Origin of the sequence: Pseudoalteromonas sp. APAL1, from assembly GCF_021532475.1 — a bacterium.
In the GTDB taxonomy this organism is placed as follows: Bacteria; Pseudomonadota; Gammaproteobacteria; order Enterobacterales; family Alteromonadaceae; genus Pseudoalteromonas; species Pseudoalteromonas lipolytica_C.
The window spans coordinates 45,855-63,381 of the sequence record NZ_JAKGAW010000002.1 but is presented as its reverse complement, the minus strand read 5'-3'; the positions used below and the strand labels follow the sequence as shown (position 1 = coordinate 63,381).

The 17,527-nt window shown below is 41.6% G+C and carries 13 protein-coding genes; 1 reads left to right on the top strand and 12 read right to left on the bottom strand.

Annotation, left to right across the window (positions count from 1 at the left end; genetic code table 11):
• Positions 1 to 44: 44 nt before the first annotated feature.
• The 12 genes from L1264_RS01480 to L1264_RS01425 all read right to left on the bottom strand — a co-directional run bounded on the left by L1264_RS01480 (position 45) and on the right by L1264_RS01425 (position 13,682).
• On the bottom strand, positions 45 to 1,013 hold the full coding sequence (locus tag L1264_RS01480; protein WP_135925991.1) for a PstS family phosphate ABC transporter substrate-binding protein: 969 nt from the start codon (positions 1,011 to 1,013) through the stop codon (positions 45 to 47).
• A 91-nt stretch (positions 1,014 to 1,104) separates the two neighbouring features.
• Positions 1,105 to 2,436 carry a phosphate regulon sensor histidine kinase PhoR gene (gene phoR / locus L1264_RS01475; RefSeq protein ID WP_135925992.1) on the bottom strand — a complete coding sequence of 444 codons (1,332 nt, stop codon included), beginning with the start codon at positions 2,434 to 2,436 and terminating at the stop codon, positions 1,105 to 1,107.
• A gap of 56 nt (positions 2,437 to 2,492) precedes the next feature.
• Complete coding sequence (gene phoB / locus L1264_RS01470; protein WP_054551169.1) at positions 2,493 to 3,182, bottom strand: phosphate regulon transcriptional regulator PhoB; 690 nt, start codon at positions 3,180 to 3,182, stop codon at positions 2,493 to 2,495.
• Between the two features lie 145 nt (positions 3,183 to 3,327).
• The gene (locus L1264_RS01465; RefSeq protein WP_135925993.1) at positions 3,328 to 4,278 is read right to left on the bottom strand and encodes a porin; all 951 of its coding nucleotides are present in this window, start codon (positions 4,276 to 4,278) and stop codon (positions 3,328 to 3,330) included.
• A 562-nt stretch (positions 4,279 to 4,840) separates the two neighbouring features.
• Positions 4,841 to 5,905 carry a class II fructose-bisphosphate aldolase gene (gene fba, locus L1264_RS01460; protein ID WP_063703260.1) on the bottom strand — a complete coding sequence of 355 codons (1,065 nt, stop codon included), beginning with the start codon at positions 5,903 to 5,905 and terminating at the stop codon, positions 4,841 to 4,843.
• Positions 5,906 to 6,103: 198 nt separating this feature from the next.
• Positions 6,104 to 7,279 carry a phosphoglycerate kinase gene (locus tag L1264_RS01455; protein ID WP_199526296.1) on the bottom strand — a complete coding sequence of 392 codons (1,176 nt, stop codon included), beginning with the start codon at positions 7,277 to 7,279 and terminating at the stop codon, positions 6,104 to 6,106.
• A gap of 42 nt (positions 7,280 to 7,321) precedes the next feature.
• On the bottom strand, positions 7,322 to 8,338 hold the full coding sequence (gene epd, locus L1264_RS01450; protein ID WP_135925996.1) for an erythrose-4-phosphate dehydrogenase: 1,017 nt from the start codon (positions 8,336 to 8,338) through the stop codon (positions 7,322 to 7,324).
• A 297-nt stretch (positions 8,339 to 8,635) separates the two neighbouring features.
• On the bottom strand, positions 8,636 to 9,097 hold the full coding sequence (locus tag L1264_RS01445) for a methyltransferase family protein (protein ID WP_199526297.1): 462 nt from the start codon (positions 9,095 to 9,097) through the stop codon (positions 8,636 to 8,638).
• The gene (locus L1264_RS01440) at positions 9,094 to 9,717 is read right to left on the bottom strand and encodes a 3'-5' exonuclease (protein ID WP_135925998.1); all 624 of its coding nucleotides are present in this window, start codon (positions 9,715 to 9,717) and stop codon (positions 9,094 to 9,096) included. Before L1264_RS01440 ends, L1264_RS01445 begins: the two co-directional genes overlap by 4 nt.
• 8 nt (positions 9,718 to 9,725) lie before the next feature.
• Complete coding sequence (locus tag L1264_RS01435; RefSeq protein ID WP_199526298.1) at positions 9,726 to 11,564, bottom strand: DUF294 nucleotidyltransferase-like domain-containing protein; 1,839 nt, start codon at positions 11,562 to 11,564, stop codon at positions 9,726 to 9,728.
• A 119-nt stretch (positions 11,565 to 11,683) separates the two neighbouring features.
• Entirely contained in the window at positions 11,684 to 13,408 is a 1,725-nt protein-coding gene (locus tag L1264_RS01430) for a sodium:solute symporter family protein (RefSeq protein WP_199526299.1), read from the bottom strand.
• Positions 13,409 to 13,418: 10 nt separating this feature from the next.
• Positions 13,419 to 13,682 (bottom strand): DUF4212 domain-containing protein, encoded by a 264-nt coding sequence (locus L1264_RS01425; protein WP_054551160.1) that lies wholly within the window; start codon positions 13,680 to 13,682, stop codon positions 13,419 to 13,421.
• A 387-nt stretch (positions 13,683 to 14,069) separates the two neighbouring features.
• Between L1264_RS01425 and L1264_RS01420 the strand changes: the two genes are divergently transcribed.
• Positions 14,070 to 17,510 (top strand): PAS domain-containing hybrid sensor histidine kinase/response regulator, encoded by a 3,441-nt coding sequence (locus tag L1264_RS01420; protein ID WP_135926001.1) that lies wholly within the window; start codon positions 14,070 to 14,072, stop codon positions 17,508 to 17,510.
• Positions 17,511 to 17,527: the final 17 nt, after the last annotated feature.

The window sequence follows — 17,527 nt, the reverse complement described above, 5'->3', positions numbered from 1 at the left end:
AAACCGCTCAATGAGCGGTTTTCTTAGCTATGTCTGTATGGTTGTTACAGAAGGCCTAGCTTTTTAAGTTCAGCCATTGCCATTTTGCCTGAAAGTGGCACATAACCATCTTTCTCAACAATTTTTTGACCATCTACAGATAACACCATTTTTAAGAACTCTGCATCAATTGGTGCAAGAGGCTTGTTAGGGTGCTTGTTCACGTAAACATATAAGAAACGAGATAGTGGGTATTTACCTGTTGCTACGTTTTCTAATGTTGCATCAACAAAGTTATCGCCTTTCTTAGCAAGTGGTACTGTACGTACACCTGATGTTTTATAACCGATACCTGAGTAACCAATCGCGTTCACTGACGAAGAGATTGACTGTACTACAGATGCAGAACCAGGCTGTTCGTTTACGTTATTACGGAAGTCACCTTTACAAAGTGCTTTTTTCTTAAAGTAACCGTAAGTACCCGATACTGAGTTACGACCGTAAAGCTGAATATCTTTTGCAGCCCAATCGCCTTCTAGACCAACATCGCTCCAACGGTTAACTTCTGCTTCAGCACCACATTTACGTGTAGAAGAGAAAATCGCGTCAACTTGGTCAATACGTAAACCTTTGATTGGATTGTCTTTGTGTACGAATACAGCAAGTGCATCGATTGCAACGCGTACTTCAGTTGGCTTATAGCCGTAACGTTTTTCGAATGCTTCAATTTCTTTTGACTTCATACGACGGCTCATAGGGCCGAAGTTTGCTGTACCTTCAGTTAATGCAGGTGGAGCCGTTGAAGAACCCGCTGCTTGAATTTGGATGTTCACGTTTGGATAGAAGCGTTTGTACTCTTCTGCCCAGAACGTCATCATGTTTGCAAGCGTGTCAGAACCTACAGATGAGAAGTTACCAGAGATACCACTTGTTTTTGTGTACTCAGGCATATCTTTATCTACTGCAGCTGCTTGTGCTGATACAAATGTTGTTACAGCCACACCCATTGCGGCAACGAGATTTTTGAATTTCATAGGGGTTACTCCGATTTGTTCGTCCCATTTCCTAACTGCGGTCTACTCTAATGACACTAGATGACAGTTAGATTACTCTAAAATGACATTTTTATGACTTTGCAGTTTTTTCAATTTTTTCTACTATCGATACGATTTTTTCATTACCAAATGCGAACGAAAAAGTTGAACCCTTTCCTAATTGACTGCGAATATCTAAACGGCTGTCATGACGTGTAAGTACATGTTTTGTAATAGCTAAACCTAAGCCAGAACCACCAGTAGTGCGGCTACGAGCCTTGTCTACACGATAAAAACGTTCCGTTAAGCGGTTTATGTGCTCTGCGGCAATGCCATCGCCATTATCGGTCACACTAAATAAAGCTTGGTCATTTTTACGCTGCCAATCAACCACGATTTTGCCGCCAGGCTTGGTGTAATGAATGGCATTAAAAACAAGGTTAGAAAAGGCACTACGCAATTCATCTTCAGCACCTTTTATATCGAGGCTGGCATCAATGTTAAAAATCAGTTCATGACCTTTATCTTGATTTAGTGACTGTGCCTCAGTTTGAATATAGGTAAGCAGCTGCGGTACATTGACAGGCTTGTCGTTATCTTGACGACGCGCCCCTTCAATCCGCGACAGCGACAGCAATTGATTAACCAAGCTGTCCATTCGCTTACATTGCTCGAGCATAGTCGTTTGCGCTTTGTGCCACATTGCAGGAGGTGGCAGGCTTTCTGAATCAAGCATTTCTAAGTAACCGGTTACCACCGTAAGCGGTGTTCTTAGCTCATGAGACACATTAGCCACAAAATCTTTTCGCATTTGTTCTAGTTGCTTTAAGCGCGTGACATCACGCACTACCATCATCAACTGCGAACTTGCATAAGGCATAACACGAAACTCTAGAGTTTGATCGTAGCTGTGGCCACCATCAAGCTCGAGCGGTTCATCGAAACAGGCTTTGTGCATATACTTAGCAAATTTGGGATCGCGAATAAGATTATCTAAGCGTTGCCCATGATCGGTCGGCCATTGTAGCCCTAACACTTTAAGTGCTAGCTGGTTACACCATATAATACTGAGATCTTTTTGTAGTACCACAACGGCATCAGGTACCGCTTCAGCACCATCTCGAAAACGGCGTATTAAATCTGCCAGTTCATTGCGTTTTTTACGGTTACGATGTTGTAAATGATAAATCCCTTCAAAGACTTGCTCCCACGCTCCCTCCCCTTCAGGTGGGTTAAAACTACGTTGATTAAGGAGCCAATCGCTGAGGCGATATAATTGATGATAATGCCAAATTAGAAGTGCAAAAGAGCCTAAAAATAAAAGCAAAAAAGGCGCACCTACAAGTACGCCAACTAATAACAAGGGTAAGAAATACATAAACAGGCGTTTTGCTAACGCCTGTTTATTCACTACTCGATACATACACTCACTTTACCTTAAGTATGTAAATTAGCTTGTTAAGGTCATTCCTATGACACTTATAATTTACTTGAAAAACGATAGCCTGCACCACGAACGGTTTGCACTAAACGGTCATGCCCCAATGGTGCAATCGCTTTACGTAGACGACGAATATGCACATCAACAGTACGGTCTTCTACGTATACATTTGTTCCCCATACATGATCAAGTAATTGTTCACGGCTGTAAACACGTTCAGGATGAGTCATGAAAAAATGCAGTAGTCTAAATTCTGTTGGTCCCATATCTAATTCACTACCTTCTGATGTTACACGGTGTGAAATTGGGTCAAGGCGTAAACCATGAACTTCAATAGCTTCTTCTAATGAAGTAGGTGAAACACGGCGAATAACCGCTTTAATACGCGCCATTAATTCTTTTGGTGAGAAAGGTTTTGTTACGTAGTCATCAGCACCTACTTCTAATCCGCGCACTTTATCTTCTTCTTCACCGCGCGCTGTCAGCATTATGATAGGGATTTGACGAGTATATTCATTTTGCTTGAACTTTTTAGCGATTTGGATTCCGCTACCACCAGGTAACATCCAATCTAATAAAACCATATCTGGGTATGGCTCAACCATCGCTTCAATAGCAGAGTCATAATCTTCTGCTTCAATTGCTTGAAAACCATTTTGTTCTAAAACAAAAACCAGCATCTCTCTGATAGGCGCTTCGTCATCGACGACTAGTACTTTACGTGACATTCCAATTTATCTCTTACGTTAGCGAACTGGTTTCATTATTATGACTAAGTATGACATTTTTATGAAAGTCTAACGAGTAATTCAAAAACTTCAAAAAAATCAGCGTAAAAATAAGCAATTTTAAGGAAAAAACAGCCTTTTCAGGCTAAAAATCATACCTTAAAGTGACTGCTAAATGATCTTCATCAGAATTATTATCTAGTGAAAATTGCGTATACCACATATACATACGTGCTTGTTTTGACAGGCTTCGCTCCACACCGACTGAGGTACCACTGCCTGAATCTTTGAGCTTGCCAAAGTCACCATCAGAGTCTTGATATTGTGCGAGTAATTTATATTTATCAATTTTATAAGAGGCACTGACTAAAAAGCCATCTTCTTTGTTTGAACCCGATACTTTTTCACTTTGTTGATACATACCGCCTAAGGTTAGCTCACCTAATTTACCTTGCGCAGTAAACCGTGTTGTATCGTAACCTGCTACTTTACTGTCGTGGGCAACACTTACAAAATAAGGCGCTTTTTTAAGCTTGCTATCACCATATGTTATCGCTGCAGAAATACCTGTTTCATCATTTTGTTTGGAGTTATCTTCAGCAATATAGGTCACTACAAACTGCATATTACCAACTATTGGTGAGTTATAATGCAGCACATCACCAAGACGGTTTTCACCATTAAACAAAGCCTTAATATCACCATTAAAGTCATTCATTAAATCAACTTTGCCTTGTGCGACCTTCAACGCAGTATCATGACGGCCTATCACAATTTGCCCATAACTGCCTTGTAAACCTACATATTGATTACGTGCGGTAATATTCTCTTCAGTTTTACCATCGCTGTCTTGATCAGCGGCATTAACCGCAAATTCAAATTTATATACGGCTTTTAAACCATCACTTATATCACCACTACCTTTGATCCCCATTCGTGAGTTGTAGCTCTCTATGGAAGTTTCACTGCCATTTCCAGTGTCGCTGTTAGCAATCCCTAAATGAGCCCGTCCATATACATCTACTGCTTCGGCAGCACTATGAAAGGAAATAAAGCACATAGCAAAGCTCGACAACATCATGGCAGGTTTTTTCATGGTAGCGATCCTTAATTTAAGCAGTAACTTAAAAATCGAACATAAAGGGCTTTTGGTCAAGGCAAGGAGAGAATATTTCAAATAAAAATCACGGATCACTGATCTACCAACTAAATCAGATCAGGATCAGGTTTTTACTAAGTTGATCAATCACAGATCAGTTTTTTACTTAGAGAGTACGTTAACTTGTTGATTTAATGTTAGGGCGATCAGCACATTGTTTAAAAGGTGAACAAAGAAAAGCCCCTGATCAGTCTACAACTAGTAAAATAATGATCCGTGAAAGCCAAGGTTAGTAAAACACTGATCCTGAGGTGCATGAGTAAGTAAATCGCTGATCCGCCTTGATCAAGGCGGTAATACCAATCCACAATAATACTTAATCATTTTGAAGGATAAAACCTGTCGCTACCTGCGTTAAAAATTTCTCATTTAGAACAACTAAATAGCGAAATTTTTGCCTTGTTATCAACGAGGTTTTATTGCCTCAAAATAGACCACTTAATTAAACGAATTGGTATAAAAAAACCGGCAAAAGCCGGCTTTTTCAACTTATTATCAATTACTTGATTTGTGGATCAAGTTCACCCGATAAGTATTTAAGGTGCATATCATCTAAAGAAATAGGCTTGATCTTAGCCGCTTGACCCGCAGTACCAAAGGCCTCGTAACGAGCAACACAGATCTCAGTCATTGCTTTCGTTGCTTCTGCTAAGTATTTACGTGGATCGAAGTTAGCAGGGTTTAAAGCTAAGTGACGACGAATTGCACCTGTTGATGCTAAACGAAGATCGGTATCGATATTTACTTTACGAACACCGTACTTAATACCTTCGATGATCTGCTCTACTGGCACACCATAAGTCTCAGGGATTTCACCACCGTATTGGTTGATCACTTCTAACCACTCTTGTGGCACTGAAGACGAACCATGCATTACTAAGTGAGTGTTAGGAATACGGGCATGGATCTCTTTGATGCGATCAATCGCTAAGATATCGTCTGTTGGTGGACGAGTGAATTTGTACGCACCATGTGATGTACCACAAGCGATAGCCAGTGCATCCACTTTCGTTTTACGAACGAAGTCAGCCGCTTCTTCTGGATCTGTTAGCATTTGATCCGTAGACAGTTTACCTTCTGCACCAACGCCATCTTCTTCACCTGCTTCACCTGTTTCAAGTGAACCTAAAACACCTAACTCGCCTTCAACAGACACACCACAAGCATGCGCCATTTCAACTGTTTGACGTGTTACATCAACATTATATTCGTAGCTTGAAGGGGTTTTACCATCAGACATTAATGAGCCATCCATCATTACTGATGAAAAGCCTAATTGGATTGAACGCTGACATACACCCGGTGATGTACCGTGGTCTTGATGCATTACAACTGGGATATGTGGCCATTCTTCAACGGCAGCTAAAATCATATGACGAATAAAAGGGGCACCGGCATAGGCACGAGCGCCTGCAGAACCTTGTACAATTACTGGGCTGTTTGTTTTGTCAGCCGCTTCCATAATTGCACGCATTTGCTCTTGGTTATTAACGTTAAACGCAGGTACGCCATAACCATTTTCAGCTGCATGATCAAGAAGTTGTCGCATACTGATTAAAGCCATTTGGTATTCTCCAAATTGTATCGACAGTAGTTACCTACCATCTAGTTTGAACGGATATAAGTTATTTTTTGATGCATCACTGCATCGCGAGAAGCTGTCGCCTACCGTAATAGCTGTAAATAAATTGAGGGTGAGAGGTATTTTATAAACAGCTAAACCAGCGTAATTACTTAACAACTACGCTGGCTTTCGCACTAATTACTTAGCACGCTCTTCAAGCATAGCAACTGCTGGTAGTTTTTTCCCTTCTAAAAATTCAAGGAAAGCACCGCCACCGGTTGAAATGTAAGAAACTTTATCGGCAATGCCGTATTTATCAATCGCTGCAAGCGTATCACCGCCACCAGCAATCGAGAATGCATTTGAGTTAGCAATCGCATCTGCAATAGCACGTGTGCCGTTACCGAATTGATCAAATTCAAATACACCTACTGGACCATTCCATACAACGGTACCCGCATTAGCAATAATTTTTGCTAATTGGTTTGCTGTATCAGGGCCAATATCAAAAATCATGTCTTCATCTGTTACTTCAGTCACATCTTTTAGTGTCGCTACTGCAGATTCAGAGAATTCATTACCTACAACAACATCTGTTGGTACAGGAATTTCGCCATTATTCGCTTTTGCAGCTGCACTTAATTTGTTTGCTTCATCGATTAAATCAGCTTCAAATAAAGATTTACCTACTGGGTGCCCTGCTGCCGCGATGAAGGTATTAGCAATACCACCACCCGTTACAAGTTGATCAACCACTTTAGATAGCGAATCAAGTACAGTTAACTTAGTCGATACTTTAGAGCCACCAACGATAGCCACTAAAGGACGAGCTGGGTTATCAAGCGCTTTACCTAGTGCGTCTAGCTCGGCCGCAAGAAGTGGACCAGCACATGCAACATCAGCAAATAAGCCCACACCGTGAGTCGATGCTTGTGCACGGTGAGCCGTACCAAATGCATCCATTACGTAAACATCACATAATGCAGCTAATTTTTTAGACAGTGTTTCGTCGTTTTTCTTTTCGCCAACGTTAAAACGCACGTTTTCAAAAACAACCACTTCGTTGTCTGCTACATCAACGCCATCAAGGTAATCTTTTTCAAGACGAACAGTTTGCTCAAGAGCATTATTTAAATAATCAACAACAGGGGCGAGTGAAAACGCTTCATCATATTCCCCTTCCGTAGGGCGGCCAAGGTGTGACATCACCATTACTTTAGCGCCTTTTTCTAACGCTAATTTAATAGTTGGTAATGCTGCACGAATACGTGCATCAGAGGTCACTTTACCTTCTTTTACAGGCACATTTAAATCTTCACGAATTAACACGCGTTTGCCGTTTAAATCTAAATCTGCCATTTTAATGACCGACATGGACTTCTCCTTAGTTAACGATACTAATATTATATTTATACATTATTGGCTTACAGCCATCATCGCACGCGCAGTGTCGAGCATACGATTAGCAAAGCCCCACTCATTATCGCACCACACTAACAACTTTATCAGTCGTTTATGACTAACACGTGTCTGAGTGCCATCTATGATACAAGAATGTGGGTCATGATTAAAATCTACCGATACCAATGGCTCTTCTGTGTAGCTTAAAATACCTTCAAGACGGTCTTTTGCTGCTAACTTAAGTGCTTGATTGACAGTCGCTAAATTCACATCGGTATTCACTGTTACACTTAAATCCATCGCCGTCACATTGATAGTTGGTACCCTAACAGCAATGGCCTCAAAGCGACTATGAAACTTAGGCAAAATGCGCTCAATACCACGCGCAAGCTTTGTATCTACTGGAATAATAGACTGGCTTGCAGCGCGAGTACGACGCAAATCATGATGATACGCATCAATCACTTGTTGATCATGCATCGAGGCATGAATCGTCGTAATGGCCCCAGACTCAATTGAAAATGCGTCATCTAACACTTTAATCACTGGCACAATACAGTTTGTGGTACATGAACCATTTGAAACAATCGTATGTTCTGCTTTTAGCTCATCATCGTTAATACCATACACAATTGTGGCATCAACATCAGCATCTGCAGGCTGTGAAAACAATACTTTTTTTGCGCCCGCAGCTAAGTGTAGCTCTGCATGTTCACGTGAGTGATACACCCCAGTACATTCAAGAACCACATCAACATCTAGTGTTTGCCAAGGCAGTTCTGCAGGGTTTTCTTCTGCAAATAAGGCTATAGAGTCGTTAGCAACCGTTAAAGTATCTTCGCCAAGATTAACAGGGAATGAAAAGCGGCCATGAGATGTATCGTATTTAAGGAGATGGGCAATGCCCTTTGGGTCGGCTAATTCGTTAATAGCGACAATTTTGATTTGATCTTCAAGCCCAGATTCATACAGGGCACGGACGATATTGCGCCCGATTCGACCAAAACCATTAATTGCAAGTTTGATTGCCATGAAGAAGAAAATCCACTCTATTTGCTTGCAGATAAAGGCAGCTGCCTTTTAGATGGCGGTATTGTAATCGACCTTACACATTTTTATAAGAGGGCAAGGTAAATAAAACTACTTTAACAACCCTAGATGGCTCAATTTTGGTAATCGACCTGAAGAGTTTTTATTAGAGGGCAAGGTAAATAAAACTACTTTAACAACCCTAGATGGCACAATTTTGGTAATCGACCTGAAAAGTTTTTATAAGAGGGCAAGGTCAATAAATCTGCGTTAGCAACCTCTGTCTCTTTCTTTAATCCTTTATAGCCAGCGACGAACAGATTTTTTGTATTGCTGGTATGCTAATCCAAACTTCTCTGCCATAAACGTTTCTTCTGGCATAATTTGAAATCGATTCATATAAAGAATAAATATCGGCAGCATAATAAAACTCGCAATATTACCAAGATAAATTCCCCAACCAACTAGCATTAATAACATACCTACATACATTGGGTTACGGCTAAATTGATAAACACCACTGGTAACAAGACTTGCTGACTGTTCTGGAATTCGAGGGTCAACGGTCGTGCCTTGCTTGCGAAATTGATAAACACCTAATAAAGCAAACACCACACCTGAAAATGCAATGAGTAGTGCTACAAAAGATGCTGCAAAAAACGAGAAGCTAAAACTCGTAAACAACTCTGCTGTGCCCCACATCATCAACGCAATGATCAAAACCAGCGCAACTGGGGGCACTTTTAATTCTAACTGATTCACACAAGCTCTCCTACTTTCAATGCCTTACCACGACTAATTTGATGACACTGTGCTAAGAATAACTCGGCCGTTGCCATCGCATCAGTAAGGGCATGGTGCGAGCTGTAATGCGGTAAGTTGTAGCGCTTGCGGCATTCGCTTAGTGTTAAATCATCGTGGCCAATTTCGTGGCCTTGCTGGTGCAGGCGTTTTTTTTCAATAACGAAGGTATCAAGAATTAAACGCGCTTTTGCATCTAAACCAAGCGTTCTGCACGCCTGTTTTAAGAACCCCCAATCTAGTGCCGCGTTATGAAACACTAGAATGCACTCACCAAAATGCTGATGCAGCTTGCCAAGAATGGTTTCGAGGCTCTCACCTGCAGCGATATCATGTTTAGCGATACCATGATAAATCGGGCTTTGCTCTAAGCTTTGCACGTCTTTATTTATTAAGTGCTGCGCACCACTGAGTTTGATGCACTGATCTTCTATCATTACCCACGCCACCGAAACAATTTCGTGCTGGCGAGGGTCAAGGCCCGTTAACTCCATGTCTATCACTACATAGCGCTCTTTATAGGCATCAGCTGCCAAAAGTTGCTTTCGCGCTAAATACCGACTTAACCAGCGTTTAACCATACCCTCTCCTATAAACTACCGCGAGCAAACTTAAATGCGGCGGCTTGCTGCGCCTGCTTAACCAAATAAAATGCTTCTTTTAATTGATGTCGCTCCAATGAATTCAACGCATTTGGGTTAATGCAGTTGCTAGGCAGTCCTTCTTCGTTAATTTGCGTGCCTAAACGCAGTTGAGTTAAAAAGCGCCAACAGTCTTTTAAGTTATATAGGTCATCTTTATTGAGTAGCGAAAATTTCATTAACGCGTCTATGCGCTCTTGGGTATTAGCGCGCTGAATACCCGCTTTGAGGGAATATAAACGCACTATGTCGTTAATGATCACCACACCGCGTTTTTTTAAGTCGAGGTATTTATGCTGTTTATCGTCTTTTTCTAATTTGAACTGATTAAACAAACCAATGGGCACTGGGGTATTTTTAATGTCGCTCGCCATAGCCGCATAGAATAAGTCATTCTTAGAAATGCGTTTTAGCTGCTCACAAAAGCGTGCATATAAGGTAGTGGAACCTTCTATAAAACGTAAGTCAAAAAATATCTTACAATTGAGCATCGCCTCTGGTGTCGGTGAGGTGATCCACTTATGAAACTTTTCAGTCCAAGCGTTAATGCCCATTCGACATTCTGCATTGCTCGCCATGATATTGCCAGGACAACGTTTTATGCCGCACTCAATTAAATGCTCACAGACATATTCGCCCATACGCTTAAAGTAATCTTGTTGTTCGTCCGTTAAATCATCAGGTAGTAACAAGCCATTATCTTGGTCTGAATGCAATGTTTGCTCTTCCCTTGCTTGTGAACCAAAACAAATAAAACTAAAGCTGGTTGGTGCCGCGCCATTATCTTCTTGGAACAAACGGATTAACCGCGAAGTCAGTGCATCGGTTAAGCCACTTAATAATTTACCAATCAAGGAGATGTCATCAATATTGTTTGAAAAGCCTTTTAACAAGCCGGGTATCTCTTGCGAATAACGCTTTAAATCTACCACGCTATGCGCTTTATAAATTCGTCCAATCAATTGCACTGGATCGCTTTTTTGCTGACGCAGCAAATCTGTGCTGGTGAGCATACCAAGCGGTTTGTGATGTTCATCAAGCACAGGTAAATGGTGAATATTGTGCTTAAGCATTAAGTGCAATGCCGAAAACACGCGATTATTTTCAAAAATAAACTTGGGCTTACAGGTCATGATGCTACTTACTGACTCTTGAGGGTCAACCTCATCGGCCAATACGCGATTGCGTAAGTCTCTGTCGGTCACGACCCCAACGAGGCGATCATGCTCAGTTAGCATAATCGACGAAACACCATGCTGTTTCATTTTTTTAGCGGTTTGACGAATACTTGCCTCTGGCGCCAAAGTGACCGCTTTACGATTCATCAATTCGCAAATTTTTTTCTCCGACCAACTGTCGTTTTGACTTTTATAATGAGACGACAATAAACGGTTTTTATGGGCGCGAACAAAGTATTGCTCAAACACCTTGTACTCTCGGCGTAAGTAATCAAATGCCGCTTGGTTTAGCATGTAAACAATGCCTTCCTTTTGCACTGAAATGCTATTTTGAATCGCTTCGCCGGTTAACAGTGACGGAAAACCAAAGTAATCGCCACTTGATAACTTAGTGATCACATCGCCTATTGGGTCGACTAAGTCGTAGTCGCCAGAGCGAATTAAAAATAACCGTAAATTATCAGAGCTTAACCACTGATTTTGATTCTCTCGGGTCAGATAAATAATATCGAGATGATTAACAAAATACTCGCATGCAGCGCTATCTAGCTGATTAAACGGCGTTTGTTGCATCACAAATTGGGCGACTTCCTGTTGCTCGGTATTCATGGTCATTCTCGCTATAAAATAGAGACAATATCTACACTACCCCTGTTTTAAATAAATAAAAAGCCCGACTTAAGTCGGGCTTTTGATCTTCAAGAGTGTGTTCTCATAAAATGGTTTTATTAGTGCGCGTGTGCTGCGCTAGAACCTTTAGGGTTACGGATACCTTCAACCATTTCTTGGATTTCAACTGGTGTTTCAGCTGTTAGTTTAAGTACGATAGCTGCAACTACAAAGTTAACAATCATACCAACTAGACCGATACCCTCAGGTGAGATACCAAATAACCAGTGTGCCGGTGTATTTAATTCAGGACTTACGAACTTGAAGTAAATAATATAAGCCGCTGTGAATGTAATACCTGTCACCATACCCGCAACCGCACCTTCTTTATTCATCTTCTTAGAGAAGATACCCATAATGATGGCTGGGAAGAAGCTCGCCGCTGCTAAGCCGAAGGCAAAGGCAACAACCGAAGCCACGAATCCAGGCGGGTTAATACCAAAGTAAGCTGAAATCACAATCGCTATCATCGCTGCTAAGCGCGCAGCAAGTAGCTCTTGTTTATCACTAATATCTGGTTTTAAGGTACGTTTTAATAAATCGTGCGAAACCGAGGTCGAGATTACCAATAGTAAGCCTGCTGTAGTTGATAGCGCTGCTGCGATACCCCCTGCTGCAACCAATGCTACAACCCATGCTGGTAAGTCTGCAATCTCAGGGTTAGCAAGTACCATGATGTCGCGGTCAACTTTAACTTCGTTAGCGCTGTTTGGATCATCAATCTTACCTGCTGAGTAGAACATTTTGCCGTCACCATTTTTATCGTTAAAGGTGATTAGGCCTGTTCTTTCCCAGTTTTTAACCCATGCTGGTGCTTCTGCATACTCTGTACCGCTACCGTCTTTACCGTTAATTGTATCAATCATGTTTACACGAGCGAATGACGCTACAGCTGGTGCCGTTGTATAAACGATTGCAATGAAAACAAGTGTCCATGCAGCTGAGATACGCGTGTCTTTAACACGAGGAACAGTGAAGAAACGAACGATTACGTGCGGTAAACCTGCAGTACCAACCATTAACGCACCTGTGATTGCGAATACATCAATCATGCTCTTCGAGCCTTCGGTGTACTGCGCAAAGCCAAGCTCGGTACTGAGCCCATCTAATTTATCGAGTACAAACTGTCCTGAGCCATCGCTAAGCGTTGCACCAAAACCTGTTTGTGGGAAGAAGTGACCTGTCATCATCATTGAAATGAAGATTGCTGGAACAAGGTAAGCAAATACCAGTACACAGTACTGAGCTACTTGCGTATATGTAATCCCCTTCATACCGCCTAATACAGCGTAGAAGAATACAATCACCATACCAATGTAAACACCGGTCTCAATATCTACTTCTAAGAAGCGAGAGAAAACCACACCTACACCACGCATTTGACCTGCGATGTATGTGAAACAGATAAAGATGGCGCATAAAATTGCAACAACTCGTGCAGCTTGTGAGTAATAACGGTCACCGATGAAATCTGGCACCGTGAACTTACCAAACTTACGTAGGTAAGGTGCTAAACAAAGTGCAAGTAGTACATAACCACCTGTCCAACCCATTAAATATACACCACCGTCATAGCCCGCAAACGAGATAATACCCGCCATTGAGATAAACGATGCCGCACTCATCCAGTCAGCAGCGGTTGCCATACCATTTGCTAGCGGCGGTACACCGCCCCCTGCAACATAGAATTCATTTGTTGACCCAGCACGAGCCCAGATTGCGATGCCGATATAAAGCGCGAAGCTTAAACCGACGATAATAAATGTGAGTGTTTGAACATCCATTGCTTAGCTCCTATTCGTCTACGCCATATTTTTTATCTAACGTATTCATTTTGAAAACGTAAACAAAAATCAAAGCAACAAAGGTGTAAATAGCGCCTTGCTGGGAGAACCAGAAGCCGAGTTTAAACCCAAAGAAACGTATCTCGTTAAGTACGTCGACCAGTAAAATGCCGAAGCCAAATGACACGACAAACCAAATTGCTAATAATTTAAATAGCAGTGCGAGGTTTTCCGCCCAATAAGCTTTTGCTTGTTCTTCATCTTTAAAAGCCATTTTTTATCCCCTTATGCATTACAAGAAAGTAATGAGTGGTATTAGTTGTCATTAACTAAGTTAGCAAGGGTTCTGATTTATGGAATTGAGACCATAGTCGTAACAGCTGGTTTACGTTTACGTAAACTGCAAAACACCATTTGTTAATAAATGGTAAAAAACAATAATTAACAACAACTTAACCTATAAAGATAAATCTGCGAAATAGCGAAAATAGTAAAAACGAATGATCTGCGACATTAGTCTAATAACCGTGCATAAAACAGAACTATCCATTTATTATCAATAACTTACTTTTTATTAATTTTTATTGCAAAAAATCTAGCCATCGAAATCGCGCATAATTCTGGTAAGGTAGTGTTATTACAATAATTACTGAATTTAAACATGACAGCTGCGCTTTTATTTGTTGCACTCGCCTACATTGGCGTGTTGTTTTGGTTGGCAAATTGGGGGGACAAAACCACTCCTCTTGCAAAAAGAATTAGTCACCATCCATTTGTTTATTCTTTTTCATTAGGCATTTACTGTACGTCTTGGACTTACTACGGTTCAGTCGGAACAGCCGCTACTAACAGTTGGAATTACTTACCGATTTTAATTGGTCCTGCGTTGCTATTTTTCTTTGGCCAAGGTTTTTTGCGCAAATTAGTTTTGGTAAGTAAAAAGCAAAATATCACCACAATTGCCGACTTTATTTCAGCGCGCTACGGTAAACGACAAACTACCGCCATTATGGTGACAATTATCGCTTTATTAGCGACGATTCCTTACATTGCTCTGCAATTAAAAGCTCTCAGTGGTAGTTTCTTATTACTACAAAACGATAGCCGTATTTCAGGCTCTATGTTGGCGTTATCTGCAACCTTAATCATGGCAATGTTTGCGATATTCTTTGGTACCCGCAAAGTGGATGTTACCGAATATCGTTCAGGGCTGATGCTCGCTGTTGCTTTTGAATCTATGGTGAAGTTACTAGCTTTAGTCGCTGTGGCAGGGCTTGCACTATACACTTTGTTTAACCTCAGTGAGGTACAAGCAGAGCAATTAACAGGTTCAGTTTGGCAGCATTGGCATAATTTTGACTTTTTTAGCTTCAACTTTATCGGCCAATCAATGATGGCGGCAGCAGCGATTATCTGTTTACCAAGGCAGTTCCATGTCACCGTGGTTGATAACCAAGATAAACGCCATCTTTTTACTGCACGTTGGGCGTTCCCGTTGTATTTACTGCTAACTGCGGCAATGATTTTCCCTATTGCAACTGCCGCTATTCACCCTGGTATTGGTAGTGGATTTTCGCCCGACAGCTTTGTATTAGCCCTACCACTGATCCATGAAAATGCCTTCTTAACGACTTTTGTATTTATTGGTGGTCTATCAGCAGCCACGGCAATGATTGTAGTGGCTACACTCACCCTCAGCACCATGATCTCAAATGATGTGGTACTACCGTTAATGCTACGTCGTAAGTTTAAGCGTAACCTCATTACCAGCAGCTATAAATCACAAATTTTATTAGTGAGGCGCTTCACCATTGCCGGTATTTTGATTTTGTCGTATTTCTACCAGCAATGGTTTGGTCATGGTAAAGCACTGGCAAGTATGGGGTTGGTGGCCTTTTCTTTGGTATCGCAATTACTCCCAGCCATTGTTGGCGGCTTATACTGGCGAAAAGGCCACGCTTATGGCGTTTATGCCGGATTATTAGCAGGCTTCATTTGTTGGGTATTATTCTTAATGTTACCTATTTTAGATGCGGGTAATAGCCTAAATACGGAGCTGCAACAAACACTTATTACGCGTGGCACCCTAATCGCCTTGTTTGCCAATATTGGCTGTTATATTAGTTTTTCGCTCGGTGCAGATGAGCGTTTAATTGATAAGATTCAGGCTGCAGCCTTTGTTAACCCTAAAGAGCAAGCTGTATTCGCCAGACGCTTAAATAAAAACGTTAAAGCCACCGTTTACGACTTTAAAGTGCTGCTACAAACCTTCTTAGGCGTTCAACGCTCGCAACAAGTGCTGGCTCACTTTGCGTTGTCACATAACTTAGATGACAACAACGCACATCCAGACCCTGAGTTTATCGCTTATTGTGAGCGAGCCTTAACCGGTGTGCTTGGCGCATCTTCAGCACAAGCGCTGATCCACACGGTTGCCTCTGGTAAACGCATGGCATTTGAAGAAGTGGTTAACTTTTTTGATGAAACCACACAAGCACTGCAATTTAATCAAAATTTACTTTTCACATCCCTTGAGAACCTCAGTCATGGTATTTCGGTTGTTGATAAAGAGCTAAATTTGGTTGCTTGGAATAAACGCTATGCCGAAATGTTTAACTACCCTGATGAGTTTCTGGAGGTTGGCCAACCTATTGAAGAAGTGATCCGCTATAACGCAGAGCGCGGTGAATGTGGTCCGGGTGAGGTTGAACGTCATGTAGAAAAGCGTGTACAGCACCTTAAAAACGGCACACCTCATCACTTTATTCGCCACCGCCGAAATGGCCAAGTATTTGAAATGATAGGTAACCCATTACCTGATGGCGGCTTTGTGACAAGCTTCTCTGATATTACTGTGCATATCGAAACGCAAAACGCCCTCGAAGAAGTAAACATGGATCTTGAAAACCGCATCGAAGCGCGTACCCAAGAAATACGCACCATAAATAGAGATTTACAAGCGCAAATCGATAGCCGAGTACAAACTGAGCAAGCACTTACTTTAGCGAAAAAAGAGGCAGAGCAAGCCAACGATAGTAAAACGCGATTTTTAGCCTTAGCAAGCCACGATATTTTACAACCGCTGAATGCGGCGCGCCTTTACCTTGCTGCCATCGATGATAAAACCCTTTCAAGCAACAACTTAAACAACTTTGAAAAGCTTGGCGCAAGTTTAGATTCAACCGTACATTTAATGTCGGCACTGTTAGAAATTGCCAAGCTAGAGCAAGGGGCAATGACCCCAACGCCACGTCATTTTAGTATTGATGACATACTTGCACCGCTAAAAAATGAATACGCCATTATGTCGAGTGAAAAAGGCTTAAAGCTTACAGTGCGTTCAAAAGGGACAATCGTACACAGCGATATCACCTATTTACGACGAATTATTCAAAACTTGGTGTCAAATGCGGTTAAGTACACCGAAAGCGGCCGAGTTTTAATTGCGTGTCGCAAACGCAAACACCATTTACGTATTGAAGTTTGGGACACAGGCCCGGGTATAAGTGAAGTGGAGCAAGCAAAAATATTTAATGATTTCTACCGTATTGAAGCGGGCGATAACAAAGGAGTCGGACTTGGTTTAGGGGTAGTAAAACGGATGGTCGACTTGCTTTCGCTACGTATGGATGTCACTTCAACGCCCGGCAAAGGTAGCCGCTTTAGTATTGAAGTGCCATATGGTGAAAGCCAGTTTATTCAGCAAAAAGACACACCTAAAAAAGGCGTTGAAAATCGCAGTGCAATGAACATTATTGCGGTTGATGATGATCCGGAGAATTTAAATGCTATGGCAAGTCTGTTGCAAAAATGGCAAGCCAATTATCAGCTCTTTGATCAAGTTGAAACTGTCATGGCCTATGCTAAAGACCACGGCGCACCTGATGTGATCTTAATGGATTATCAGCTTGGCCATGATTGCGATGGTATTACGCTAATTAAAACGTTAAGGGAAATTTGGCAAAGCCCAGTACCGGCAATTTTAATCACAGCAGTACGTGATGAAGCGCTAAAACAACAAACCAAAGCTGAGCAAATTCATTACCTTAGCAAACCCGTTAAGCCAGCTAAACTCAAAGCCCTGCTTAACCATAGCACTTAACACCATGCATTCCCTTT

Coding starts and splice junctions, on each gene's coding strand:
- L1264_RS01480 (WP_135925991.1), bottom strand. CDS start 1,013: ATGAAATTCAAAAATCTCGTTGCCGCAATGGGTGTGGCTGTAACAACA.
- phoR (WP_135925992.1), bottom strand. CDS start 2,436: ATGTATCGAGTAGTGAATAAACAGGCGTTAGCAAAACGCCTGTTTATG.
- phoB (WP_054551169.1), bottom strand. CDS start 3,182: ATGTCACGTAAAGTACTAGTCGTCGATGACGAAGCGCCTATCAGAGAG.
- L1264_RS01465 (WP_135925993.1), bottom strand. CDS start 4,278: ATGAAAAAACCTGCCATGATGTTGTCGAGCTTTGCTATGTGCTTTATT.
- fba (WP_063703260.1), bottom strand. CDS start 5,905: ATGGCTTTAATCAGTATGCGACAACTTCTTGATCATGCAGCTGAAAAT.
- L1264_RS01455 (WP_199526296.1), bottom strand. CDS start 7,279: ATGTCGGTCATTAAAATGGCAGATTTAGATTTAAACGGCAAACGCGTG.
- epd (WP_135925996.1), bottom strand. CDS start 8,338: ATGGCAATCAAACTTGCAATTAATGGTTTTGGTCGAATCGGGCGCAAT.
- L1264_RS01440 (WP_135925998.1), bottom strand. CDS start 9,717: ATGGTTAAACGCTGGTTAAGTCGGTATTTAGCGCGAAAGCAACTTTTG.
- L1264_RS01435 (WP_199526298.1), bottom strand. CDS start 11,564: ATGAATACCGAGCAACAGGAAGTCGCCCAATTTGTGATGCAACAAACG.
- L1264_RS01430 (WP_199526299.1), bottom strand. CDS start 13,408: ATGGATGTTCAAACACTCACATTTATTATCGTCGGTTTAAGCTTCGCG.
- L1264_RS01425 (WP_054551160.1), bottom strand. CDS start 13,682: ATGGCTTTTAAAGATGAAGAACAAGCAAAAGCTTATTGGGCGGAAAAC.
- L1264_RS01420 (WP_135926001.1), top strand. CDS start 14,070: ATGACAGCTGCGCTTTTATTTGTTGCACTCGCCTACATTGGCGTGTTG.